This is a genomic window from Mucilaginibacter gynuensis (assembly GCF_039541195.1).
GTDB classification, from domain to species: domain Bacteria; phylum Bacteroidota; class Bacteroidia; order Sphingobacteriales; family Sphingobacteriaceae; genus Mucilaginibacter; species Mucilaginibacter gynuensis.
Window position 1 is genome coordinate 77,145 of sequence record NZ_BAABFT010000010.1, and the last position, 26,153, is coordinate 103,297.

General features: G+C 45.4%; 19 protein-coding genes and 1 riboswitch. Of the genes, 11 read left to right on the forward strand and 8 right to left on the reverse strand.

The features are described from left to right. The first annotated feature begins 735 nt into the window (after positions 1 to 735). Positions 736 to 3,537, forward strand: coding sequence for a leucine--tRNA ligase (gene leuS, locus ABD894_RS18330; protein ID WP_345212524.1), 2,802 nt, complete (start codon positions 736 to 738; stop codon positions 3,535 to 3,537). Positions 3,538 to 3,639: 102 nt separating this feature from the next. Continuing rightward, positions 3,640 to 6,153, forward strand: coding sequence for a TonB-dependent receptor (locus ABD894_RS18335; protein WP_345212525.1), 2,514 nt, complete (start codon positions 3,640 to 3,642; stop codon positions 6,151 to 6,153). A 243-nt stretch (positions 6,154 to 6,396) separates the two neighbouring features. On the opposite strand, the gene can is transcribed toward ABD894_RS18335, so the two are convergent. The 3 genes from can to ABD894_RS18350 form a co-directional block, all read right to left on the reverse strand. Beyond that, entirely contained in the window at positions 6,397 to 7,065 is a 669-nt protein-coding gene (gene can / locus ABD894_RS18340; protein ID WP_345212526.1) for a carbonate dehydratase, read from the reverse strand. A gap of 404 nt (positions 7,066 to 7,469) precedes the next feature. Then, positions 7,470 to 9,074, reverse strand: a complete 1,605-nt coding sequence (locus ABD894_RS18345; RefSeq protein ID WP_345212527.1) for a SulP family inorganic anion transporter — start codon at positions 9,072 to 9,074, stop codon at positions 7,470 to 7,472. 81 nt (positions 9,075 to 9,155) lie between these two features. Further along, complete coding sequence (locus ABD894_RS18350) at positions 9,156 to 9,488, reverse strand: hypothetical protein (protein WP_345212528.1); 333 nt, start codon at positions 9,486 to 9,488, stop codon at positions 9,156 to 9,158. A 104-nt stretch (positions 9,489 to 9,592) separates the two neighbouring features. On the opposite strand from ABD894_RS18350, the gene ABD894_RS18355 reads away from it, so the two are divergent. The 3 genes from ABD894_RS18355 to ABD894_RS18365 all read left to right on the forward strand — a co-directional run bounded on the left by ABD894_RS18355 (position 9,593) and on the right by ABD894_RS18365 (position 13,448). After that, positions 9,593 to 11,134 (forward strand): acyl-CoA carboxylase subunit beta, encoded by a 1,542-nt coding sequence (locus tag ABD894_RS18355; protein WP_345212529.1) that lies wholly within the window; start codon positions 9,593 to 9,595, stop codon positions 11,132 to 11,134. Between the two features lie 113 nt (positions 11,135 to 11,247). Further along, positions 11,248 to 11,940: a peptidase associated/transthyretin-like domain-containing protein gene (locus tag ABD894_RS18360; RefSeq protein WP_345212530.1), complete on the forward strand. Its 693-nt coding sequence runs from the start codon at positions 11,248 to 11,250 to the stop codon at positions 11,938 to 11,940. A 218-nt stretch (positions 11,941 to 12,158) separates the two neighbouring features. Further along, on the forward strand, positions 12,159 to 13,448 hold the full coding sequence (locus ABD894_RS18365; protein ID WP_345212531.1) for an HAD-IB family phosphatase: 1,290 nt from the start codon (positions 12,159 to 12,161) through the stop codon (positions 13,446 to 13,448). Between the two features lie 59 nt (positions 13,449 to 13,507). Here ABD894_RS18365 and ABD894_RS18370 read toward each other — a convergent pair whose 3' ends face one another. Both ABD894_RS18370 and ABD894_RS18375 read right to left on the reverse strand, forming a co-directional pair. Continuing rightward, positions 13,508 to 13,981, reverse strand: coding sequence for a universal stress protein (locus ABD894_RS18370; RefSeq protein ID WP_345212532.1), 474 nt, complete (start codon positions 13,979 to 13,981; stop codon positions 13,508 to 13,510). Between the two features lie 72 nt (positions 13,982 to 14,053). Further along, positions 14,054 to 15,343 (reverse strand): voltage-gated chloride channel family protein, encoded by a 1,290-nt coding sequence (locus ABD894_RS18375; protein ID WP_345212533.1) that lies wholly within the window; start codon positions 15,341 to 15,343, stop codon positions 14,054 to 14,056. A 27-nt stretch (positions 15,344 to 15,370) separates the two neighbouring features. Further along, a riboswitch (Fluoride riboswitch) is annotated at positions 15,371 to 15,435 on the reverse strand. Positions 15,436 to 15,503: 68 nt separating this feature from the next. On the opposite strand from ABD894_RS18375, the gene ABD894_RS18380 reads away from it, so the two are divergent. The 4 genes from ABD894_RS18380 (at position 15,504) to ABD894_RS18395 (ending at position 20,877) form a co-directional block, all read left to right on the forward strand. Beyond that, the gene (locus ABD894_RS18380; protein ID WP_345212534.1) at positions 15,504 to 16,463 is read left to right on the forward strand and encodes a tryptophan 2,3-dioxygenase family protein; all 960 of its coding nucleotides are present in this window, start codon (positions 15,504 to 15,506) and stop codon (positions 16,461 to 16,463) included. A 424-nt stretch (positions 16,464 to 16,887) separates the two neighbouring features. After that, positions 16,888 to 17,952, forward strand: coding sequence for a tetraacyldisaccharide 4'-kinase (lpxK, locus tag ABD894_RS18385; protein ID WP_345212535.1), 1,065 nt, complete (start codon positions 16,888 to 16,890; stop codon positions 17,950 to 17,952). Next, entirely contained in the window at positions 17,915 to 18,730 is an 816-nt protein-coding gene (locus ABD894_RS18390) for a purine-nucleoside phosphorylase (protein WP_345212536.1), read from the forward strand. The genes lpxK and ABD894_RS18390 overlap by 38 nt, the downstream gene beginning before the upstream one ends. Next, positions 18,730 to 20,877 (forward strand): putative porin, encoded by a 2,148-nt coding sequence (locus tag ABD894_RS18395; RefSeq protein ID WP_345212537.1) that lies wholly within the window; start codon positions 18,730 to 18,732, stop codon positions 20,875 to 20,877. Before ABD894_RS18390 ends, ABD894_RS18395 begins: the two co-directional genes overlap by 1 nt. A gap of 292 nt (positions 20,878 to 21,169) precedes the next feature. On the opposite strand, the gene ABD894_RS18400 is transcribed toward ABD894_RS18395, so the two are convergent. Further along, positions 21,170 to 22,351: an asparagine synthetase B gene (locus ABD894_RS18400; protein ID WP_345212609.1), complete on the reverse strand. Its 1,182-nt coding sequence runs from the start codon at positions 22,349 to 22,351 to the stop codon at positions 21,170 to 21,172. Positions 22,352 to 22,623: 272 nt separating this feature from the next. Here ABD894_RS18400 and ABD894_RS18405 point away from each other — a divergent pair, with 272 nt between their 5' ends. Further along, a complete protein-coding gene (locus tag ABD894_RS18405; RefSeq protein WP_345212538.1) occupies positions 22,624 to 23,085 on the forward strand; it encodes a peptidylprolyl isomerase in 462 nt (153 codons plus the stop codon). Between the two features lie 66 nt (positions 23,086 to 23,151). Then, positions 23,152 to 23,658 (forward strand): DUF5606 family protein, encoded by a 507-nt coding sequence (locus ABD894_RS18410; RefSeq protein ID WP_345212539.1) that lies wholly within the window; start codon positions 23,152 to 23,154, stop codon positions 23,656 to 23,658. Between the two features lie 1,015 nt (positions 23,659 to 24,673). Here ABD894_RS18410 and ABD894_RS18415 read toward each other — a convergent pair. Both ABD894_RS18415 and rlmH read right to left on the reverse strand, forming a co-directional pair. Then, positions 24,674 to 25,597, reverse strand: coding sequence for a cation diffusion facilitator family transporter (locus tag ABD894_RS18415; protein WP_345212540.1), 924 nt, complete (start codon positions 25,595 to 25,597; stop codon positions 24,674 to 24,676). A 42-nt stretch (positions 25,598 to 25,639) separates the two neighbouring features. Next, the gene (rlmH, locus tag ABD894_RS18420) at positions 25,640 to 26,113 is read right to left on the reverse strand and encodes a 23S rRNA (pseudouridine(1915)-N(3))-methyltransferase RlmH (RefSeq protein ID WP_345212541.1); all 474 of its coding nucleotides are present in this window, start codon (positions 26,111 to 26,113) and stop codon (positions 25,640 to 25,642) included. Positions 26,114 to 26,153 lie beyond the last annotated feature (40 nt).

Sequence of the window (26,153 nt, forward strand, 5' to 3'; positions counted from 1 at the left end):
TTAAATGTGATGTATTGGAGGGCTCTTTTGCAAGGTTGTTGTTTTACCACAGGGACGGGGAGATTTTTTTAACCACAGAGAACACAGAGGGAGAACACAGAGTTACACGGAGATTTTTGGAGCCATTGTTATTATAGCTAACTCACCCCGCCTACGCTTCGCTGGGCGACCCTCTCTTTCGCAAGCGAAAAAAGGGTATACAGAAAACTACAATAAAAAAGAGCACCCTGATAAATCCCTCTTTACGTAGTAGAGAGGGTGATCCAGCGAAGCGAAGATCGGGTGAGTCAACCGCTGTGATGATAGCACTTACCTACCCCATCCTAAACCCGATTGCAGCGATACCGGCCTTGCGCCTAATGCCTGTGGCGTATGAGCGAAAAGCGGGACTGCCGGGAAATAAGAACCACTGTCATTGATTTTCCAAATACATATTATTGAATGCACCACATATCTACCCTAATTATACTTGTTAAATAATGCAAACTTATCACCCGCCACTCCCCTACTTAAGAGGCACAAATTTATTGCTTACTATCAAACCCCTACCTACCGGCTATTTACCATTAACCCTCCACAACTCACCACCCGCCCCTAACCATTCACGACTTACTATTCCCCATTCACTACTCTCTACTCACCATTAACCACTCACTACTCAACTTAATCGGCTAATTGCTACCCTTAGTCGCCAAACTTTGTTATTTTCGCAGACTTTATTTTTCGGAGTATACTATGGATTATCAATTTAAAGATATAGAGCAAAAGTGGCAGCAGTTTTGGGCGGAGAAGCAAACCTTTAAAGCCGACAACAACAGTACTAAACCAAAATACTATGTGCTGGATATGTTTCCGTACCCATCGGGCGCGGGCCTGCATGTTGGGCACCCGCTGGGCTATATAGCTTCTGATATTTTTGCACGTTATAAACGCCTTAAGGGCTTTAATGTATTGCACCCGATGGGGTACGATTCGTTTGGTTTACCTGCCGAGCAGTATGCCATACAAACGGGTCAGCACCCTTCACTTACTACCGAAGAAAATATTGCCACCTACCGCCGTCAGCTCGATCAGATAGGTTTCTCGTTCGACTGGAGCCGCGAGGTGCGCACCAGTTCGCCCGGTTACTACAAGTGGACGCAGTGGATCTTTATGCAGCTGTTTAACTCGTGGTACAACAAGGCCGAAGAAAAAGCCGAAAGCATTGCCAAACTGGTTGAACACTTTGAAACCAAAGGTTCGGCGGGTATTAATGCCGTGAGCGACGAAGATACCGCCACTTTTACCGCCGGCGAGTGGAAGGCTTACAGCCACAATCAACAACAGGAAGAGTTATTGAAATATCGCATTACCTACCTGCGCGAAAGCACCGTTAACTGGTGTGCTGCATTAGGTACTGTATTGGCTAACGACGAGGTGAAAGACGGCTTTAGCGAGCGCGGCGGTTACCCTGTTGAGCAAAAGAAAATGATGCAGTGGAGCATGCGCATTACCGCTTATGCCGAGCGTTTATTACAAGGCTTGGATACCATTGACTGGCCCGAGCCGCTGAAAGAAATGCAACGCAACTGGATAGGCAAAAGCGTAGGTGCAAGCGTTAAGTTCCCGATAAAGAAAGAAGCTCACAACTCACAACTTACAACTCACAACATTGAAGTTTTCACCACCCGTGTTGATACCATTTTTGGCGTTACCTTTTTGGTGATTGCGCCCGAGCATGAGTTGGTGAACGAGCTGACTACGCCGGAACAAAAGGCGGATATTGAGGCTTACATTACCCAAACCAAAAAGAAATCGGAGCTTGACCGTATGGCCGATACCAAAACCGTATCGGGTGCATTTACGGGTATCTACGTATTGAACCCATTGAATAACGAGCCTATCCCGGTTTGGATAGCCGATTATGTTTTGGCAGGCTATGGTACAGGCGCGGTAATGGCCGTTCCATCGGGCGATCAGCGCGATTACCTGTTTGCCAAGCATTATAATTTGCCGATAGTACCTATTATCGACATACAAAATATTGAAACCGAAGCCGACCCTACTAAAGAGGGTACCTATATTAATTCCGACTTTGCTAACGGCTTAACTTATAAAGAAGCTACCGCGGCCATTATTGCCAAACTGGAAGCCATTGGCGCGGGGAAAGCCAAAGTGAACTTCAGGATGCGCGATGCCATATTTGGCCGTCAGCGTTACTGGGGCGAGCCGGTGCCGGTTTACTTTAAAGATGGCTTGCCGTATTTGATAGACGAAAGCGAGCTGCCTTTATTGCTGCCCGAAATTGATAAATACCTGCCAACCGAAACCGGCGAACCACCATTGGGCCGCGCTACGGATTGGAAACACCCTGAAGGTGAGTACGAGTTGAGTACCATGCCGGGTTGGGCGGGCAGCAGCTGGTACTGGTACCGTTATATGGATGCCCATAACGACAGCGAATTTGCGTCAGAAAAAGCGATTGAGTACTGGAAAGATGTGGACCTGTACATCGGCGGATCGGAACATGCTACCGGGCACTTGCTGTACAGCCGTTTCTGGAACAAGTTTTTGAAGGATATTGGCAAAGTGAACGAGGAGGAACCTTTCAAGAAACTGATCAACCAGGGAATGATACAGGGCCGTTCAAACTTTGTATATCGTTTAATTGATGCTGAAGGAAGAGGTACCAATACCTTCGTATCGCACGGTTTGATCAAAGAATACAAAACTTCGCCTTTGCATGTTGATGTAAACATTGTAAAGAATGATACGCTTGATACAGAAAAATTCAAAAACTGGCGACCTGAGTTTGCTGACGCTGAATTTATACTGGAAAACGGCAAATACGTTTGCGGACACGAGGTAGAAAAAATGTCGAAGCGCTACTACAATGTAGTTAACCCTGATGATATTGCATCGCAATACGGTGCCGATACCCTGCGCATGTACGAAATGTTCTTAGGTCCGCTGGAGCAGAGCAAACCTTGGAATACCAATGGTATTGAAGGCGTATTCAAATTTCTACGTAAGTTTTGGCGTTTATTCCACGATGATCAGTGGAACTTCCGCGTAAGCGAAGACGCGCCAACCAAAGCCGAATTGAAAGCGCTGCACAAGATCATCCGTAAGGTGGAGGAAGACGTAGAACGTTTTTCGTTCAATACCTCGGTGTCCAGCTTTATGATAGCCGTTAATGAACTTACCGAACTTAAGTGTAACAAACGCGCCATACTACAGGAGCTTACCATTGTGCTGGCATCTTACGCGCCGCACATCTGCGAAGAGCTTTGGGCTTTGTTAGGTAACGGCGAAGGAACGCTATCGTACGCGCCATACCCTACCTTTAAACCGGAGTACCTGGTAGAAGATGATTTCGCTTACCCGATATCTATCAACGGTAAAACTAAAATGAACTTGAGCATTTCGTTAAGTCTTGATATTAAGGATATTGAAGCATTTGTGTTGGCTAACGCCGATGTACAACGTTACCTGGAAGGCAAAACCCCTAAAAAGGTAATTGTGGTGAAAGGCCGTATTGTAAACATGGTTGTGTAAGCTTTGTAACGAGTTAATGACATTACATTTTTATTACAAAAAATGTAATGTCATCATGTAACATTTTAATCAATTTCGCCTCCTATTACGAAACTGATTAAAATGAAACGTATTTACATAATTCTACTCCTTATCTGCACGGTTATTTCGGCCAAAGCCCAATTGGGTGGCGGCGGATCGGGGCTCACGGGCCGAATATCGGGCACCGTTATTGATTCCCTTAGCAAAAAACCACTGGATTACGCCACCATCAGCTTGTTCAACAGCGGCGGCAACTCACCTATTACCGGTGTACTAACCGATGATAAAGGAAACTTCAAGCTGGATAATATTAAAGCCGGCAAATATAAATTAGCCATTACTTTTATTGGTTATCCAACAAAGATCATCGATCCGGTTATTACCACGTCATCAAAGCTGGATAATAACGTAGGCAAAGTATTGCTTGCACCAAGTAGCAAAGTGCTTAACGCGGTAGAGATACAAGGCCAGGTTCCGCTGGTAGAGAACAAGATCGATAAGATCGTTTTCAACGCTGAAAAAGACCTTACCTCTGCCGGTGGTAACGCTACCGATGTATTACGTAAAGTGCCTTTGGTTGCGGTTGATATCAATGGTAACGTATCCCTGCGTGGCGATCAAAACGTACGTGTATTAATTAACGGCAAACCATCGGGTGCTTTATCAAGCAGCCTGGCTGACGTATTGCGCACCATCCCTGCCGATCAGATCAAAAACATTGAGGTGATCACTTCACCATCTGCCAAATACGACGCGGAAGGTTCGGGCGGTATCATCAACATCGTTACCAAAAGCAAAAACGTATCGGGCTTAAGCGGTACGGTAAGCGGTGGTATAGGCACACGCCAAAACAATGGTAACGCCAACGTTAACTACAAACAAAACCGTTTAAGCTTAACCGCCAATATTGGTACCAACTTCGCGTGGCCGCAAACTTCACTGGTTGATTTCCGCAGCCAGATAGGCGATGTGGTACGTACCCAAAATTCAACATCTGAAACTAAACGTGGCGGTACTATCGGCTCGTTGATCGGCAGCTACGATTTTAACGATTTCAACAGCATCACTTCAACTTTCAGGTTAAATACAGGTCATTTTCAAACTGATGGTACCAGCACGGCAACCAACAGCGCGTTAGCCAACCCTGCCTATACTACAGCCAACTTTAACAAAGCCAACTTTGGTGGTTTTGACTGGAGCGGCGATTACACCCACAAGTTTAAAAAACAAGGCGAAGAATTAACCATTGCCGGTCAATGGAGCCATAGCAGTATCAAATCAGACTATAGCAGTTCTTATTTCGGGGTTACCGATACCAGGCAGTTTGCCAATCAGTTAGGTAATAACGATGGTATAAACGATGAGTATACCGCGCAGGCTGATTACGCTTTACCTATCACTGCCAAAATAAAACTGGAAGCAGGTGGTAAAGGGATCTTCAGGAAGATCAATAGTGATTATAATGTATTTAACCAGATTGATAACCAAGGCCCATTCCTGCCTAATGATACCGCGTCAAACCAATACGATTACAGCCAGAATGTTTACGCCGGTTATACCGTATTGAGTTTCACGTTACCTAAAAACTACTCGTTACAAATTGGCGGCCGTATTGAAAGTACCCACATTAAAGGCGACCCAAGAAACTCGACCCAGGAAAGCTTATCACCATTCAGCCAATCGTACACTAACTTTGTACCGAGCTTTATCTTATCAAAAAACTTAACGCCTACACAAACGCTTAAGTTAACGTATAACAAACGTATACAGCGCCCAAGCTTACAGTTTTTGAACCCGTTCATCAACAGGGCTAACCCTGATAACCAGTCGCAAGGTAATCCTACCCTGTCACCTGAGGTGAGTCAAACGGTGGAGTTAGGTTACAATACGTTCATCAAAAGCTCGATGATCAACCTGGCGGTTTATTACAAACACACCAGCGATTTGATCGAAAGCATTTCAAGTCCGTTTTTTGATGATGATTTACAGCGTAACATCACCCGTACTAACTACCTTAACATTGGTAAAAACAACTCGTTTGGTGCCAGTTTCTTTGGTTCGGTTAACCCGGTTAAGATATTAACCATACGCGGTAGCATCAACGCTTATACTTATGATCCATCAACCACGCTTACCGAAAGTTCAAACCAAAACAATGGCGCGTACTTTATGTACAACGCGTTCCTGAGTGCATCGGTTACTTTAAAAGGTGGTTTTACTGCAGAAGGCTTTGGTGTATTTAACTCGCCAAAACGTACCATTCAAGGTAAAAACCCTGCCTTTAACCTGTTCGGTTTCGGTGTGAAGAAAGAGATCATCGCCAAGAAACTTACTGTTGGTATAAACGCTTTATCGCCATTCCAGAAATACCTGAAACTTGACCAGGATGTGAGCAGCAGAAACTTCTCGCAAACACAAAAGATCAGGTACCCGCTGCAATCTTTCGGCGTAACGTTTAGCTACAACTTTGGTAAAGTAAGCTACGGTACCCAGCAAAAGAAAAAGGGCGTAAACAACGACGACCTTAAACAAGACGATCAAGGCGGCGGCATGGGCGGTGGCCCATCAGGCGGTGGTCGCGGCGGTTCAAGATAATATTTTCAACTACCTATTATAACAAAACGAATAAGGCCCGCTTAATGCGGGCCTTATTCGTTTTGTAGGTTTTTGAGGGTTTTACCTTGCGGTCATTTAAACCTTAGGCGTTGACAATAAAGAATGTCATCTCGACCGAAGGGAGAGATCTTCTTCTCCATGCATATTTGCTACTTGCCCGAAGCAGAAGATTTCTCCTCGTACCTCGTTCGAAATGACATTCTTTGTTCGAAGCGTCAACCCTTATTCAAACTGGAACACGTTGCTCAAAGCCGAATTATTGTTGCTACTTACGTTCATATCTTTGATAGCGCCGGTGCTTAGGGCGTAAACCCAGCCGTGTACGTTAACTTCCTGTCCGCTCTTCCAGGCGTTTTGCACGATGGAAGTTTTGCAAAGGTTGTTCACGTTTTCGATAACGTTAAGCTCCACCAGGCGGTTACCGCGTTCGGTTTCGTCGGCTATGGCATCCAGTTCTGTGGCATGTACACGGTACACATCTTTAATATGACGCAGCCAGTTATCAATTAAGCCGAATTGTTTATGCGTCATGGCGGCAATTACACCACCGCAACCATAATGGCCGGTTACAATTACGTGTTTTACCTTAAGTACGTTCACCGCGTAATCCAGTACCGATAGCATATTCATATCCGTATGGATCACCATGTTGGCGATGTTACGGTGTACGAATATTTCACCCGGTTTGGTGTTGGTGATCTGGTTGGCGGGTACGCGGCTATCGGCGCAGCCTATCCATAATACTGGTGGTTTTTGGCCGTTGGCCAGTTTTTCAAAATATTGAGGATCTTCGCTTAATGCGTTGGCAATAAACTTTTTGTTGCCCTCAAGCAATCCCTCATAGGTGATGTGACTGGTATCGTGCATATTGTTTTCAATTTTAGCGCTCATAGTCTAGTTATTTATCGCTTAAGTAATTCAGGTGATTATCAGTCCGGAACGCCTCGTTATTTACACGGGCTACCGGTATTAATTAATAGTATAAAAATGATTGCCAATATAACAGGAACAAAGCAAAATATTACAAACTCAATAGTTATAAAAAGCACTTTACAAAACGGCAGGTTAAAGTAAAACGTGCGCTTTAGAGTATAACAGTAAAACTTGCATCTGGTTGATGGATAAGCAATAAAATAGTTAATAAAACCCGGCTACCAACAAAGCAGCCGGGCTAACTCCCCTTTTATTGTTTAAAAACGTAAAACAATCATTTTGAATTTGCAGCCTCAAAGTCTATAGGATCATTTACAGATCCGCTATTTTACTCTGCTGACCGCGTAGTTAGGTTTTCCCTTTTATGGTTTATAGTTCAGTTCTTTCAGTTTAGGCACATCATACTTGTCTTTAATATCAACAAGCTGCACTATAATGCCTTTGGTGTAAGCGTTATGCTTATAGTTAAAAATGGTTTCCAGCACATCCTGGTCAATAAAGCGCGAATTTGATCCGTCGATGATCACATCGCTGCCTTTTGGCAGACTGGTAAGCGTTACCTGTATAGCGGCCTTGTTAAGGAACGATACCTCTTCGGCCAGTTTAATATGGATAACTTTTTTGTCGCCATCTTTAATGATCTGGTAAAAATAAGGGTTACGAAGGTTGGTACGCAGTATGTAAAACACGCCGATCAGCATACCTATGGCAACGCCTTTCAGCAAATCGGTAAATACTACTGCCAAAATGGTTACCACGAAGGGGATAAACTGATCGAGCCCTTTGTGCCACATGTGTTTGAACAGGCTGATGCGGGCCAGCTTATACCCCGTCATGAGCAGGATGGCTGCCAGGCACGAAAGCGGGATCAAATTGATAACGCCCGGTATAAGCAATAGCGATACCAACAACAGCACACCGTGAAATATAGCGCTCATTTTGGTACGGGCACCGGCATTTACGTTAGCCGATGAACGTACAATTACGGCCGTCATAGGTAAACCGCCCAGCAAACCGCTGGTAATATTACCTATACCCTGCGCTACCAGCTCACGGTTGGTAGGTGAGATCCTTTTTATAGGGTCTATCTTATCAACAGCTTCGAGGCTCAACAAGGTTTCTAAACTGGCTACCACGGCTAATGTTACGGCAACTATCCATACTTCTTTATTGGTAATGGCGCTAAAGTTGGGGCTTTTAAACAGGGTGAAGAACTCGCCCGCGCTTTTTACGAGGGGTATGTTTACAAACTGTTTATCAAGCAGGGCTAAATTGCCTCCGCCAAATACCAACCCTAATATGATGCCCATTACCACTACCAGTAAAGGCGCGGGCACCATTGCTCCCTTTTTAAATTTAGGCCAGTAAATTAGTATGGCTAATGATACCAGGCTGATGATTACAGCGCCATAATTAATTTTTGCAAGCGCCCCCGTTATACCCGAAAAGGTGTTGTGCGTATCGGTTTGGGCAAAGCTTTCATCACCCTCATAATCGGCATCGTACCCTACGGCATGCGGAAACTGCTTCATGATCAATATAATACCAATGGCGGCCAGCATACCTTCAATAACTGCCGACGGGAAATAATTGGCGATAGTACCGGCCTTTACCAGGCCAAGCAGTATTTGCATTATACCGGCCAGTAACACGGCCAGCAAAAACGCCTCGTACGAGCCTAAACCTGTAATTGCGTTTAATACAATAACCGTTAAACCGGCTGCAGGGCCGGCCACACTTAATTGTGAACCGCTTACCGCGCCTACTACCACACCACCAATTATACCGGTGACGATACCTGCAAAAAGCGGCGCGCCCGATGCAAGGGCAATACCCAAACAAAGGGGCAATGCAACCAGGAATACCACTATACTCGAAGGCAGGTCCTTCGTTAAATTTTTAGCCAGGAAATATTTCTTTACGTCGAAGAAGCCGTTAGGTCCCCCGCCATTATTATTTTGAGTCATAAAATAATTATGTAAACATTAAAATTGAGTAACACTAATTAACCGGTATACGCGCATGGCGGCCGGGTAGCAATGGTCAATTTAAACGTTTGGCGGCGGCGTGGCTACGGTAGGGAAATACACTTTTTTATAGAGGGACTTCTCCATATTATGGAGTATGTTAGCCTCTGCAACAAGTGGTTTGTAACCAATATGGTGGGTATAAAACTCGTCGAATGCTTTTTTGTCTTTAAACGCGTCCTTATCAGGCGATTCTTTTTCTGATTTGGTTTCGTTCTCCAGCTGTAAAATAACGGCGCTTACCGCTTTGTTATCAAGACATAAAAATGCAGGCGCAATGGATATCACCATCTTTCCGAAAAAGATGCCGACAAACAGCAGGCCAATAAACATTTTAAATCTCCTGATTTTCATCCTCACAAATATAATTAAATTAAAATGGGATTAGAGCGCATATCGCCATTAACGGCATACTTACAATTAAATTGCTATTTTTAACAACTAACTAATACCTGATTGTGGATAATAAGATAAAAACCTTGCAGCAAAAGCGCGAACAAGCCCTGCTTGGCGGCGGCGAAGCGCGTATTGCAGCTCAACATAAAAAGGGCAAACTTACCGCCCGCGAACGTTTACATTTTTTGCTTGATGAAGGCAGCTTTCAGGAGATAGGCATGCTGGTAACCCATCGCTCTACCGATTTTGGTATGGAAAAGGAAAACTATCCCGGCGATGGCGTGGTAACCGGTTATGGCAATATTAACGGCAGGCTGGTGTATGTTTTCTCGCAAGATTTTACCGTGTTCGGCGGTTCGCTTTCTGAAACACATGCCGAAAAGATCTGCAAGATCATGGATCTCGCGCTCAAGAACGGCGCTCCTGTTGTCGGCCTTAACGATTCGGGCGGCGCCCGGATACAGGAGGGTGTGGTATCATTAGGTGGCTACGCCGATATATTTTATCGCAATACGCTGGCATCGGGTGTGGTACCGCAAATATCGGCCATTATGGGCCCTTGCGCGGGTGGCGCGGTTTACTCGCCTGCCATTACCGATTTTATTTTGATGGTGGAGAACACCTCTTACATGTTTGTTACAGGCCCTAATGTGGTAAAAACGGTAACGCATGAAGAAGTAACTTCTGAAGAGTTGGGCGGTGCCACTACGCATGCCACCAAATCAGGCGTTACGCATTTTGCCTGCCCTAACGAGATAGTCGCCATACAGCATATTAAAAACCTGCTTAGCTACATGCCGCAAAACTGTGAGGACAAAGCACCTGCTTTACCTTACCAACCTGCAAATGAAACCCGACCCGATCTCAATAGCATATTGCCCGAAAACGCCTCGCAGCCCTACGACATCCGCGAGATAATTTCGCAGGTGATAGATGCCGGTTCGTTTTTAGAGGTACATAAAGATTTTGCCGAAAACATTGTGGTAGGCTTTGCCCGCTTAGCCGGTCGCAGTATCGGTATCGTAGCCAATCAGCCCGCGTTTTTGGCCGGGGTGCTGGATATTCATTCGTCGACCAAGGCCGCGCGTTTTGTCCGCTTTTGCGATAGTTTTAATATCCCGCTATTGGTATTTGAGGATGTGCCGGGCTTTTTACCGGGTACCGACCAGGAGTGGAACGCCATTATTACCAATGGCGCCAAGCTGCTGTATGCCTACTGCGAGGCAACTGTACCGCGTGTTACCGTAATTACCCGCAAAGCTTATGGTGGTGCCTATGATGTAATGAACTCCAAACATATTGGTGCCGATATCAACTATGCCTGGCCTTCGGCCGAAATTGCCGTAATGGGTGCCAAAGGCGCGGCCGAGATCATTTTTAAACGGGAAATAAACCATGCCGAAGACAAGGAAGCCAAGTGGCAGGAGAAGGAACAATTATACTCACAAATATTTGCCAACCCCTACCGTGCCGCCGAACGTGGTTTTATTGACGAGGTGATTGAACCCGCCGACACCCGCGTAAAACTTATCCACGCGTTTAAAATGTTGGAGAATAAAGTAGTGAATAACCCGAGGAAAAAGCATGGAAATATTCCGTTGTAAATGAACGCTCATCATACATTAATTGCCATTTGCACATCATCAATGTGTTAAATATGTTAAATAAAAAACCATTAGCCGTTTAAACAGGTTATCTTTAAAGCAATTATTCAACTATGAAATTCAAATACCTTTACCTGTTAATTCTGCTACTGGCTTCGGCTTCGGTTAATGCCCAGCTTTTAAAAGGCACTGTTTACGATGGCGGCGGTAGTACCCGTTTGCCCAACGTATTCATCCAAAATCTTACTACTAAACAGGCTTTCCTGGCCGATAAGAACGGCAACTTTCAGATAAAGGCGGCTTCGGGGCACCTGCTGGTATTCAGCTCGCCTACTTATACGTCTGATACGGTTTTCGTTACGGATATGTCGCCCAAAAAGATCCGCATGGTATCGTTGCCTATCGCCCTGCGCGATGTTAACATTAACGCTACCCGCCAAAAGTTTGATCCGCATACCGAGTATCCTGATATCTATACCAAAAGTAAGGTGTACGTGTTATCGCCGTCATCGTGGTTTAGCCGCGAGGGCCGCAATGCCCGCCGCCTCAAACGTTTCTTCGCCAAAGAAGAAAAAGAACGCGCTATTGACGATGCTTTTTCAAAGGCTTACGTAAGCAGCCTGATACCGCTTAGGGGCGAAGAGCTGGACAGCTTTATGTCACTGTATCGCCCAACCTATGAGTTTGTAACCGGCAACAGCAAACAAACCATGGTAGTTTACATCAGCGATAGCTACAAAAAGTTTATGGCCTTACCGCCCGAAAAGCGCAAGCTTGAACAGTTGAAAGATACGGTTGGCCAATAACAGGTCATCAACATATTATACTACAGGGGCGCAATTAGCGCCCTTTTTTATTTTTGGTTAATAAAGTATTAGGTGGCTGCCCCGGATATGCCTATTTTTGCCGCTGTTACACTACCTCTAATTTCAGCCCGGCGACCAATAGCCACGTCGCTCATTTTTAGCATGCGTTAATAATTTAAAAATCGCACATTTGCACTTTCGCACATTTATAAGCAGTAATGGATCACTTTATTATAGATTTTGACAGCACTTTCACCCAAGTTGAAGCATTAGACGAGCTTGCCCGCATATCCCTTAAAAGCCATCCCGACCGGGAGAAGATCTATCAGGAAATTGAAGACCTTACCAACCTGGCCATGGAGGGTAAACTATCCTTCAGCCAAAGTTTAGAGGGGCGTGTTAAACTACTGCAAGCCAACCGCGAGCATTTGAAACTGCTGATCAGTCACCTGAAAAAGAAAGTATCCACCTCATTTTCGCGTAATACGGCATTCTTTAAACATCACCCTAATGAGGTACTTATTGTATCTGGCGGTTTTAAGGAGTTTATCACCCCGGTTGTTACCGAATACCATATCAAAAAAGAAAATATTTACGCCAATACCTTTGAGTTTGATGCCGATGGTAACATTGTAGGTTATGATCGTACCAACCCGCTATCGCAGGAAGGCGGCAAGGTGAAACTGCTGAAAGAGCTGAACCTGCAAGGCGATATCTACGGCATTGGCGATGGTTATTCTGATTTCCAGTTAAAGGAATCGGGTATGATCAAAAAGTTCTTCGCCTTTACCGAAAACATCGAGCGTAAATCGGTAGCTGAGAAGGCTGACCATATTACCCCGAGCTTTGACGAGTTCTTATACATCAATAAACTGCCGAGGGCTATATCGTATCCTAAAAACCGTATTAAATGTTTGGTGGTAGGTAATGTAGATGAAGAAGCCCTGCTGCAAATGCGCAAGGAAGGATACAATATCCGTCAGCGTGAAAGCATTGAGGATAAATATTTGCATGAAGCCGGCATATTGCTGTGCGACGAGAACAATCAGCCTAAAGCCGAGCAATTACTGAACGCGGGCAGGTTGAAGATCATCGGCATATTCGGCAAGGTGCAAAGTCGTAAACTGGCCGAAATAGCCTGCGAGAACGGCATCATCGTTTTCGACGATCCGAAATATAACCCCCGTAATGCCGACTTTATCCCGAAAAGGGTGATCGCGTTCATGAACGAGGGTAAAACGCATACCAGCTGTAACTTCCCCGATCTGCAACCGCCAAGGGTAAGCAACGCGCACCGTTTAATACACATTCACCGCAACGTACCAGGTATACTGGCCAAAATAAACGATGTATTCGCCCGCCACAACATCAATATAGTAGGTGAGTTTTTGGTGACCAACCCACAAATAGGTTACGTAATTACCGACGTAAACACCGGCTACGATGCCCAGGTACTCAACGAACTAAAAGCCATTGAGCATACTATAAAGTTTAGGCTCTTGTATTAGGTTGTAAGTTGTGAGTTGTAAGAGATTGAGCTAAATACTTACAACTCACAACCCACAACTTACAACACATTAAACGGCACCACCAGCACAGGTATCTTAGCGTGGCGTACCACGGCTTCGGCTACGTCGCCCATCAGGAGGCGGTCAATGCCGCTGCGTTTGTGGGTACCAATTACTATCAGGTCGGCATTGAACTGCTCGCTGCATGAAATGATACCATCGGCAGTTGAACCGTATTCGCTGAAGTGGGTAACGGGGATATCACCGGCCAGTTCTTTGATGGTGCGGTCGATGATACGTTCGGACTGATCAGTTTGCGTGTTGAGCAGATCAAGTTCTTCGGGGCCGGTATTGGTCACTATCGGCATGGCTAAAAGGCTGTCGCTGGTATCTAAGGGCGTTACCACCGGTTCAATAATATTTACCAAACCTACCGAAGCGTTAAACTTACGCGCGATGTCGAAACCATATTTAGCAGCATGTTCTGCGTGCTTACTGTCGTCTATCCCGATAATTATCTTACTGATCTGCATAACTCTGTTGTTTGTGATATAAAGCTATAACAATGCAGGCGCAATATGTTTTTTTATGATGGGTTTATTTAGCTATTCATCTGCCGTAATTTTAGGTGTGGCTATCTTTTGGGCGCTGTAAATACCCGAGTTACCACTAAAATAATAGGCCGTAAAACAGGCTACGCCGAATAACACCGCATACTCACTGCCGAAGAGTTCTATCCCCATAATGGTGCAGGCGAGCGGTGTATTGGTAGCCCCGGCAAATACGGCGATAAAGCCAAGCGCGGCAAACAGGCTTACGGGCGCATCAAGCAGCGTGGCAAGCGTGTTACCCAAGGTAGCGCCTATGTAAAACAACGGGGTAACCTCGCCACCTTTAAAACCTGTGCCGAGGGTTACAGCAGTGTAGATCAATTTCCAAAGCCAGCTGAACGCATCGGCACCGCCATGCTGAAACGCCGATACAATGGTAACCGCTCCCGGATATTCAGGGTCGACACCCAGGCTCAAATAATCGGGCTTGCCGATAATAAAGGTGAGGCCGATGATGATCAATCCGCCGCAGGCAGGTATAAGCCAGGTAGTTTTTATCCATTTAAGCGATATACTTTTTACAGCATGTATGGTTTTAGAGAAAGCCAATGCGGCCAACCCAAATACCGCTGAAGCCAATATCACCTTGCCCAAAAGTAAGAAACCGGTTTGCAGGTGCTGCCCGTTAAAATATTCTCCGGCGGCTAAATGATCGATGTGGTATTGGGTATGGTGCACGCCCCAGGCAGCAACGGTAAGGTCGCCGATGATACCTGCAATAAGGCATGGCAGTAAGGCATTATATTGTATGCGGCCAATGGCTATTACTTCCAGCGCGAAAACCGCCCCTGTAAGCGGCGTGCCGAAAACCGCGCCGAAACCGGCAGCAATACCGGCAGTGAGAATCACTTGTTTATCAGCATCGGTAAGTTTAAACCAGCTTGCAAACAGGTTAGCGATACTGCCGCCTATTTGCACAGCCGTACCTTCGCGACCCGCCGAGCCGCCAAAAAGATGGGTAATAACGGTGGTGACCAGTATAAGCGGTGCCATGCGCTTAGGCACACCCGCACCGGGTTGATGAATTTCGTCGATTATGAGATTGTTACCCCGTTCGGCAGATACACCATACCACTTATATAAAAAGTGGATAGCCACACCGGCCACAGGCAGCAAATATAAAAGCCATTTATGGGCGAAGCGATAATGTATAGCCCACCCAAGCAGCCATAAAAAAAGCGCTACCATACTGCCAATGGCTATAGCTACAGGTATAATGATGAGCGACCAGCGGACAAGATATTTTAAAATAGAATAGTGTTGCGAAAAGAGTTTTTTTACCATAACCTACATGCAAATAAATAAAAACTTATTTGGGTAGGCGTCATCAGCTTTGCAGCGGTTCAATTAGGTGGCACACCATCACCTTGTTGTATAGTACAAATATGGCTTAAAAAAGCAAATCGAACAAATATTTATCAGCTTTCTTGTTAATTTTGACTTTATGATCTCGCCCGAAATAGAAAAAAAACTTGCCTTGCTACAGCAAAAATACGAAGCCATGGGGCAGGATATGACCTCCTATCTCGATGGTTTGCTGTATGCCGATTTTCTTACCTATTGGGATTACATTCACCTGGATACCCTGTTAAGTCTGCAAAATCCCAAAACACCGTTCCCTGATGAGGAGATCTTTATTATTTACCACCAGATCACCGAGCTATACTTCAAGCTATCCCTGCACGAGTGCAAACAGATAGCCGCCAGGGAAAACCTCACTGCGGACTTCTTTTTGGCGCGGCTTAAACGCATTAACCGCTATTTTGAAGCGCTTACCCATTCGTTCGAGATTATGGTGGATGGGATGGAAAAAGAGCAGTTCCTGAAGTTCCGGATGTCGTTGCTGCCGGCCAGTGGTTTTCAGTCGGGCCAGTACCGTATGATAGAAATTTACGCTACCGATTTTATCAATCTCGTGGCTAAAGATAAACGCGCGGAATTAAGCCATGCATCGTTCGAAGAACAATTTGAGCACATCTACTGGAAATTTGGCGCAACTGAATTATCTACCGGGAAGAAGACACTCACCCTCAAACAGTTCGAAAAAAAGTATTCCAAAATCTTTATAGAACTCGCCCAAAATACGGTAGACCAAAACTTTAACGCGCTGGCCAACGTGCTTCAGCAAAATGGCGAATTAACAAACCAGCTAATAGCCGAACTGAAACGCTTTGATGTGAACGTAAACGTGAACTGGCCGCTATCGCACTATAAATCGGCAGTGCGTTACCTGCACCGCGAACCCGAAGAGATCAGCGCGACAGGCGGCACCAACTGGCAAAAGTACCTGCCTCCGCGCTTTCAGAAACGTATTTTTTACCCAACCCTTTGGACTGCCGACGAATTGGATAATTGGGGTAAAAGTTGGGTAGAGCATGCGTTATCTACAAGAAGCAACTTATAAACATCGTCATTGCGAGGTACGAAGCAATCTCTACTTAGGTTAGGCTTGTGCTGTGATTAACGTTAATCTGCTCATTGCCGCAGGGGCTACTACTTTTGGCTGTGCCCCAAAAGTAGCAAAAACGCAAGTCAAGCAAAAGGCTTCTTTGCCGCACAAGGCCATTCCCCGCAAAACGTGCAGAACTTAGGGCTGGAACTTTTGCCCCGCCCTACCATCCCTCCCCACATGCAACAAGTTCGCTATGCCCGCCTTTGCGCTCGTGGCCAACACAGTTCTGCCCGTTTTCGCCCGAAGCTGTTTGCTGACGGGAGGAAGCTCCTTTATATGCTTTCAGAAAGGCGTCATACTTAACTAACCCAATTCCAATATCACGTTAAAGGGCACATAACAGGCTCTTTAATATTTTCTATCTTTGCTTTGTATTATGAAATACCTGCGCCTGCTTTTATTCCCGTTTTCGTTGCTGTATGGCCTGGTGGTTATTATTCGTAACTGGTGTTATGATGCGGGCATTTTTAAAAGCTACAGCTTTAAGCTCCCGGTAATATCGGTGGGTAACCTTGAGGTGGGCGGCGCGGGTAAAAGCCCAATGACGGAGCATCTCGTCCGCCTGTTAAAAGATCAGCATAAAATAGCTACCCTTAGCAGGGGCTATGGTCGCGAAACCAAAGGTTTTATCGCTTCAACAGCTGATAGTGCGGCTACGCAAATAGGTGATGAACCCGCGCAGTTCAAACAAAAATTTCCGGATATTACGGTTGCCGTCTGTGAAGACCGTGTGGAAGGCATCAAGCAGCTTGCCCCGGCGCACGAACTTATTATCCTCGACGATGCCTATCAGCACCGCGCCGTAAAACCAGGTTTTAGTGTTTTGCTTTTTGATTATCATCGCCTTAAAGAACCTCAACTACTTTTACCCGCGGGCAACCTGCGCGAGCCACTTGTGGGGCGCTGGCGTGCCGATGTTATTGTGGTAAGTAAATGCCCCGATCATTTAAGTGCTGATGAACAGGCAGCTATGGCAGCGCGTGTAAAACCGTTTCCTTTTCAGTCTTTATTTTTCACGTCGATTGCTTATCAACCTTTAAAAAACTTAAAGGGCGATGCCGTGCAGCAGGTAATTGACGGCGATACTACCGTATTTATATTAACCGGTATTGCCAACCCTGCGCCGATGCTTAACTATATAGGGCAGCAAAGCAGGCATATCATCCACCATAATTATCCCGATCATCACCGGTTTACCTTAAAAAATATCAGTAAACTTGCTGATGAGTTTTCGGCCTGTACGGCACAAAAAAAACTGATCATCACAACAGAAAAGGACGCGCAACGTTTAGGTGAACAGGAACTTGCCGATCAGGTTAATAAACTGCCTGTACTGGTGCTGCCCATAGGCATAAAGTTTTTAAATGAAGGGCAGCAGCAGTTTGATCAACTTATAATAAACTATGTTAGAGAACATACAACGTACGGCGGCGTACATTAAAAGCCGCATTGGCGATTTTGAGCCCGAAGCAGGTATTATTTTAGGTACCGGTTTGGGTGGCCTGGTTAAAGAAATTGAGGTTGAAAAACAGATGATGTATGCCAACATCCCTGATTTTCCTATTTCTACGCTGGAGTTTCATTCGGGCAAACTGATATTTGGTACGCTGGGCGGTGTAAAGGTGGTAGCCATGCAGGGCCGTCTGCATTATTACGAAGGTTACAGCATGCAGCAAATCACCTTCCCGGTGAGGGTGCTAAAGGCATTGGGCATTAAAACGCTGTACGTATCAAACGCCAGCGGCTCGTTAAACCCCGCCTTTAAAAAAGGCGACCTGATGGTAATTGAAGACCACATTAACCTGCAACCACAAAACCCGCTGATAGGCCGCAACGAGAACGAACTGGGCCCGCGCTTTCCGGATATGAGCCAGCCTTACCGTATCGACCTCATCAGTAAAGCACTCGATATTGCTGCCGAACATAACATTACCTGCCACAAAGGCGTATATGTAGCCGTTACCGGCCCTAATTTGGAAACCCGTGCCGAATACCGTTACCTGCGCATTATAGGCGGCGACGCGGTAGGCATGAGCACCGTACCCGAGGTAATTGTAGCCAACCACATGGGGCTGCCCGTTTTCGCTATATCGGTATTAACTGATGAAGGGTTTCCGGAGGTATTAACACCTGTATCGTTAGAGGAAATACTGGCCGTGGCACAGGAGGCCGAGCCCAAACTTACGCAAATACTAAAAGAACTGATAGCCAATAACTAATGCAGGCAAGGCTTAAATATATATTATTACTACTGATAAGTTTATCGGTACAGGCTGCGTTTGCACAGTTCCCCACCCGAACTAACAATCCCAGCCAGTACCCCGGTCAGCGGCAGCCCAACTACATGCGCGATACCAGCACACGTAAAGCGGCCAAGCAGCTAACCGATTCTGAATTGATTGACACCCTGCGTAAGCGCGAGGAAGAGAAGCACGATTCGGTAGTATTCAACTCCAAATTCATCAAAATAACCAATGTAAACGCGCTGAACGATAGCACGCAGGTTTTTGCGCTGGATACCGGTCTGGTGAATTTTGAAAATTATAGTCCGCTGCACCAGCCACGTAGTCCGCGTATTGGTTTGGGATACATTGGTGTGGCGCAAAGGCCTTTACTGTTTGAGCCTGCTAAAACCATTGGTTTCGATGTAGGCCTGCATGCTTTAGATCCTTACCTGTTATCCGAAGAAAACATTAACTACTACAATGCCCGGGTGCAGTTCACCAACCTGTTTTATGTAGGCGGTGGTTCAAAGGTGCAAATGCTGAAGGTGATACATACCCAAAACATTAAACCCAACTGGAACTTTGGTTTCAACCTTAACTTTAACGGCTCAAAGGGATACTATGCTACCAGCAGCGTGCTCAAGCAAAATGTGAGCGATATGAGCGGTGCCTTGTTTACCTGGTACGAATCGAAAAGCAAGCGTTACAACCTGTTAGCTAACGTGTTAATGAACAACCTTAAAGCGCCCGAAACGGGGAGTATCCTGAATGATTCGGTATTTACCAGCACCGCCGGGCGGGTATTTTTGAAGGATAATGCAACCGTGCGCCTGCCCAATACTTACGAGCAGTGGAAACAAACCACCTTGTATATTAAGCAGTTTTACTACATAGGCCACATTGATAGCCTTAACCGTAAAGATGGTAAGGACAGTTTGAGTACAACCAGCAGCGAGAACAGCAAAATATTGCCTACGCAGCGTGTTGCGCATACGTTTATGTTTACCAAGCGTAAGTATCATTTTATACAAAATGAGCAGGATGTTTATAACGTGTTCCCCGATTATTATTTCAGCTCACGTACATCGAGTGATTCGCTTACGGTAAACCACTTGCAGAACGATTTTTCGTACAGCTTTTACCTGCGTGGTAAATCGTTAAGTTTTGTAAAGAACGAAATGAAACTGGATGTAGGCCTTGTGCACGATTTTTATAACTACACCCAATTAGTTACCGATACCGCCGTAAACGAGTTTGGCGCGCAGTACATCCGCAAAAACAAGGTGCAGAATACCATCTTTCAGAATGTTACCCTAAAGGGGAAGGCCAGCTACAAATTCAGCGACCTTGTAGTGCTTGAAGCCGATATTAAACAAATAGTACAGGGCCGTGATTTTGGTAACTTTTTGTACGATGCCAAGCTGATCTTGTCGGGTGGTAAACGGGTTGGTAAAGTAATTTTCGGCGCGTATACCCAAAATAGTTCGGCACCATTGGTGGCTACCAACTGGATAAGCAACCATTACATATTCCATAACGATTTTAATAATATAAAAACCACCAACCTCTCGTTCAATTATGTGAACGAGGCCTTACAGCTCGACCTAAAAGCAGAGTACTTCCTGATTAACGATTATCTGTATTACACCGCCACACCGGGCGCTAACGACGCGCATCCGGAGCAATTGGGCAGTGCCATTAACTTACTGAAAGTAAGTTTGGGTAAAAACCTGCAATGGCGCAGGTGGCATTTTGATAACTACGCCGTATATCAAAAAACAGACTATCAATCGGTATTGCGCACGCCCGAGGTATACACCTATAGCAGTTTGTACTATGCCACGCCACTGTTTAAGGTACTTAATTCAAACATAGGGCTTACGGTGAGGTACAACACGCCTTACATAGCGCCATCCTATGCCATAGGCCTTGGCCAGTTCTATAACGGACCGGATGTTACCTTTACATCGTACCCGGTAGCTACAGCCTTTTTCAAGGCCACACTATACAGCGCCAATCTGTTTGTACAATATGATTACGCTAACCAGGGCTTGTTCAGCAAAGGTTTCTACACAGTTAACCGCTATCCCATGCAGGATGCCCTGTTGAAGTTTGGGGTGAGCTGGACGTTCTATCAATAAACCCCCAGCCCCCTGAAGGGGGAGCTTTTGATGTGCTAATCGAAATAACAAAGCCGATGGTTAAACCATTGGCTTTGTTATTTCGAACTATTAAGAAGTATTCTTCTTGCGCTCGTTTGCAACGAGTGCTTTATATGGGTTGGCGATTGCATCGCCACAAAGGCGTCGCAGACGCAAGACCACGGTAAGCACTCGTTACAAACGAGCGCAAGTATAGTAAGGAAGTCTCTTGCATCCTGATTCTTATTTCTTGACCCTCAACTCTTGTTTCTTAACTCTTGCCCCTCTCCCATTACGTCTTTTGTTTCTTCTTATTCGCGGCCGGGAAGAGTACGTTATTCAGGATCAGCCTGTAGCCGGGTGAGTTGGGGTGAAGTTTAAGATCTGTTGGCGGGTCGCCTACGGCGTGCTGGTAATCTTCGGGGTCGTGGCCGCCATAGAAGGTCCACTGGCCTTTGCCGAAGTCGCCGTGGATATAGCGGGCTTCGTTGGCGGTTTTCATTTCGCCCATTACGGTAACGCCGGGCTTAATTACGTTTTTGTTGAAAGCGGTAGTCAGCCCCATAAAGCCTTTGATCACCTTGTCATGATCTTGCGTGAGCATGCTTGGCACCACATCGTATTTGGCCGAAAAATCAAAGAGGGTAAAGAAATCACGCGTGGCTTCCACATTACGGGTGCTGCTCACATCAATATCGCTAAACTGGTGCGACATCGGGTTTACATCAATATGGAAATTCTGAAACGCGAAGGTTTGGCTGAAATCAAGCTTGCTTTGCGCTCTGCGATCGGCCGCGTCACCATCAAACATGGCTTCGCAAATATCAGTATTAGCGGCAGATAGCGCTATATCAAAGGTATCGGTACCGGCACACATGGCAAACAGGAAGCCTCCCCCGGCACAAAACGTACGGATATTTTCGGCCACGGCCAGTTTCATTTGCGATACTTTTTTAAAGCCCAGCTTTTTGGCCATCGCTTCCTGGTTCTTCACATCATCCAAATACCATTGCGCATAACGGTAAGTGCTGTAAAACTTGCTGTATTGTCCCGTGAAATCTTCGTGGTGCAGGTGCAGCCAGTCGTACTTGGGTAGTTCGCCTTTTATTACTTCTTCATCGTAAACAACGGTGTAAGGTATTTCGGCATATTTGAGTACCAATGTTACGGCATCATCCCACGGTAACTTGCTTTTGGGCGAATACACAGCCATTTTAGGTGGCTTTTGTAGTTTTACTACATCCATGTTAACCGATGGATCGCTCACTTCAGTCAATATAGAGGTAGCTTTGGCATCGGCAATTACCTGATAGCTTACCCCGCGTATCTTGCATTCGTCCTCTATCTTTTTATCGTACTTCAGCATAAAGCTGCCGCCGCGGTAATTCAGCAACCAGTCGACCTCCTGCCCGTATTGTAACGACAAGAACGCGATACCATACGATTTAAGGTGGTCCTTCTGTTCCTCATCCATCGGTATTAAAATTGAAGCCGCCCTGGTTATAAAGGCCGAAAGCAGAAAGGCGATAGCTAAAAGATGTTTTGCAAGTTTGTAATTCGTCACAGGGTATAAATAGCGTGTATTCAAATGTAACGATTTATTATTTCAGGTATTATGGTTTTCCTTTAGTGATTGACGATCAGCAATTAGTGTTTTTCGATATTCGTGTCATCCTTTTTAACCTTTAAGGTTTAAGCTTTTCCCTTTCTCGTTTTTTATTACCTTTGCATCCTATTTTAAAAGAAATGAGTAAAGCGATAATTAAGACCGAAAAAGGCAACATGACTGTTGAATTTTACGAGAAGGATGCCCCTAACACAGTAGCTAACTTTAAAAAACTGGCTAAAGAAGGCTTTTACGATGGTATAGCTTTTCACCGTGTTATCCCGAATTTTGTGATACAGGGTGGTTGCCCGTTCTCAAAATCGCCTGAAACTGCTTACAAAGCAGGCAGCGGCGGCGCTGGTTACCATATTGATTGCGAACTTACCGGCGAAAACCAATATCACGAGCGTGGTGTACTTTCAATGGCACATGCAGGCCGTAACACCGGCAGCTCACAATTTTTTGTTTGCCACAGCCGCGACAATACCGCTCACCTCGACAGAAACCATACTTGCTTTGGTAAAGTAATTGAAAATGTTGATGTGGTTGATGACATTCGCCAGGGCGATAAAATTTTAACTATCGAAGTAATAGAAGATTAATTTGCTGAACAGCGGGTGTAACCAATAGGATTACACTCACTGTTCACTACTTACCATAAAACCATAATGAATTTATACGGAATAGTAGCAGTATCAGGCAAGCCGGGCTTATGGAAGGCTTTGGCGCAAAACAAAACCGGTTTTGTACTGGAAAGCCTTGATGCGCAAAAAACTAAAATGGTAGCCAACTTGTCGACAGCTAAAATGGCCGCGCTTGATGAGATCACCATTTTTGGTTTGGATGAAGATATTAAACTGAAAGATGTTTTTGAACGCGTAAAAGCTGCCGGCAGCGTACCCGATGCCAAAGCCGACGGTAAAAAACTGCGTGAGTTTTTCAGGGAAGTAGCCCCTCAGCACGATGAGGAGAAGGTTTATGCTTCAGACATGAAGAAAATCATTACCTGGTACGGTATCCTGAAAGATCTGCCATTCTTCAATGAAGAAGAAGCCACTCCTGCTGAAACTACTGAAGAAGCAACTCCGATTGCAGAAGTTGCTGCTGAAGAGGCTCCTGTTGAAGAAGCAAAGCCTAAAGCAAAAGCGAAAAGTAAAGCTAAAAAAGCTGAGTAATAGTAGGTTTAAAGTATAATAAAAACGCCATTGCAATTTTTGTAATGGCGTTTTTGTTTGGATGGTATCGAAGTGCCTGCAATTAGTTTTTCATTAGGAATGGTTGTGCTTTATTTGAACGTTAGTGGATGTAACTTTCTTTTTTCTCCCAAAAAAGAAAGTTACATCCAAAGAAATACTGAGCGTAGCGACCTCATGAACTCCTTAAAAAACAAACAACAGTGAATAACGTCGCGGCTGCGCAAGGAACTATTAAAGGTTGTGCTTGGGCAGGGTCTGTGCTACCCGTTCCTTACGATGCCGCATTCTGTCGATTATTTACGGTAATGCTTTTGCATAGCGTGTTGACTCACCCCGCCGACGCTTCGCTGGGCGTCCCTCTCTTTCGCAAGCGAAAAAGAGGGTAAAAAAAAACAAAATAGCAGCCGCTTGGCTCCGGCCAAGTGGCAACCATTATGCGGCGTCCCGCCGCACTATTGCAAGTAATTATTTATATATACCGTAAGCTGAAAGCTTACGCCATGCCGGGTCACGAGTTACACTGCGCTAAACTCGCGACAGCGGGTAGGTTAGCTTTGACAACTTTCTAAAAGTTGTCAAAGCTGAAAGTTCATGATAGCAATTAGCAAAGGCACGTTTTCCGTCAGCAAACAGCTTCGGGCGAAAGCGGGCAGAACTGTGGTGGGTCCGAGTGCAAAGGCGGGCATAGCGAACTTGTTGCATGTGGGGAAGCAATGCTCGGCGGGGCAAAAGTTCCAGCCCTAAGTTCAGCACGGTTTGCAGGGTATGGCCATGTGCGGCAGAGAAGCCTTTTGCTGGACAAGCCTTTTTGTTACCTTTTGTGGCGACAAAAGTAATGGGCCACTGCGGCCAAGAGCAGACCAACGTTAATTGCAGCACAAGTACAGCCTAAGTAGAGATTGCTTCGTACCTCGCAATGACGTGGTTTACATAAAAGTAGCACAAAATGCAATGGGATTGCTTCGACCCTTACACTGACAAAAAGAACTGATTATTATAAAGAACACTCCGATTCTTCACACTTTTTACCACTGAACTCGGGTTCAAAGGTGCTGTGATTTATTTCGAGATGTTCCAGCCGGTGGCGCAGATCATGCTTGATGGCATCAAAACTATCAACAGCTTCCGGGGATATAACGAGGTGGGCAGTCAGCGCGTTTTCGGTGGTGCTTAGCGCCCATACATGTACATGGTGCACATCGGTAACACCTTTGGTTTTTAACAGTTCGGCCTTTATTTTTTCAATATCGAGCTCTTTGGGCACGCCATCCATTTCTAACCGCAGGCTATCTTTAAACAATCCCCAGGTTCCGGTAAGTATCACAATAGCTATAACGATGCTCACCGCGCTATCCAGCCAGTAAAAGCCGGTATAGTAAATAACAAGACCTGATATCACCACCCCTAACGATACAATGGCATCGACCGCCATGTGCAGGTAAGCGCCTTTTACGTTGAGGTCTTTCTCCTTATCTTTCATAAAAAGCCAGGCCGTAAAACCGTTTATGGCAATACCTACCAATGCCACCCAGGCAATGGTGCCGCCTGCCAGCTTTTCGGGGTGAATGAAGCGCATAATGGCTTCGTAAACGATAAAACCAATCGCCGCGAAAAGTATCACCGCGTTAAAAAAAGACACGATAATGGTGGAGCGCTTATAACCGTAAGTATAGGTTTTGTTTGAGCTTACCTTGGTGAGTTTATAAGCCAGCAATGCAAGCGCTAAACTGGCTACATCGCTCAGGTTATGCCCGGCATCGGTTAATAAAGCTAATGATCCGCTGTAGAAACCAGCAAAGGCTTCTACCAAAACAAAGCCCATGTTGAGGGTGATACCCACAATAAAGGCGGTATTTAAATGATCGAGCTTGGGAGCATGATCATGGTGATGATGCGAATGGTCGTGACCTGCTGACATAGTGGCAAGGTATAAATTTTACCTGAAAATCAATTAAATGCTTTAAGAATGATGATAAGGCTCACCTTTAATAATGGTATAGGCGCGGTACAATTGCTCAACAAAAAACAAACGCACCATCTGATGCGAAAACGTCATCCGCGAGAGCGAGAGTTTATCATTGGCCCGTTGGTACACTATAGCATCAAAGCCATACGGGCCGCCAACCACAAAAATGATATTGGCCGATGAACTAACCGACCGCTTATTGATCAGCTCGGCAAACTGGGTGGAACTAAGCTCCAGGCCTTTCTCGTCCAACAATATCACATAATCAAGCGGGGTGATCTTTTTGAGTATCAGTTCGGCCTCTTTTACTTTTTGTTGTTCCTGCGTAAGGGCTTTGGTGTTTTTAAGCTCGGGCAGGTCAACCAGTTCCAGCTTGGTGTAATGCTTTAGGCGCTTAACATATTTTTCGATGCCTTCTTTTATATAAGCATCCTCGGTTTTGCCAACGGTGAGTAAAGTAATCTTCATAAAAACCTACAAATAAACGGTTATTTAAAATATAAGCCTT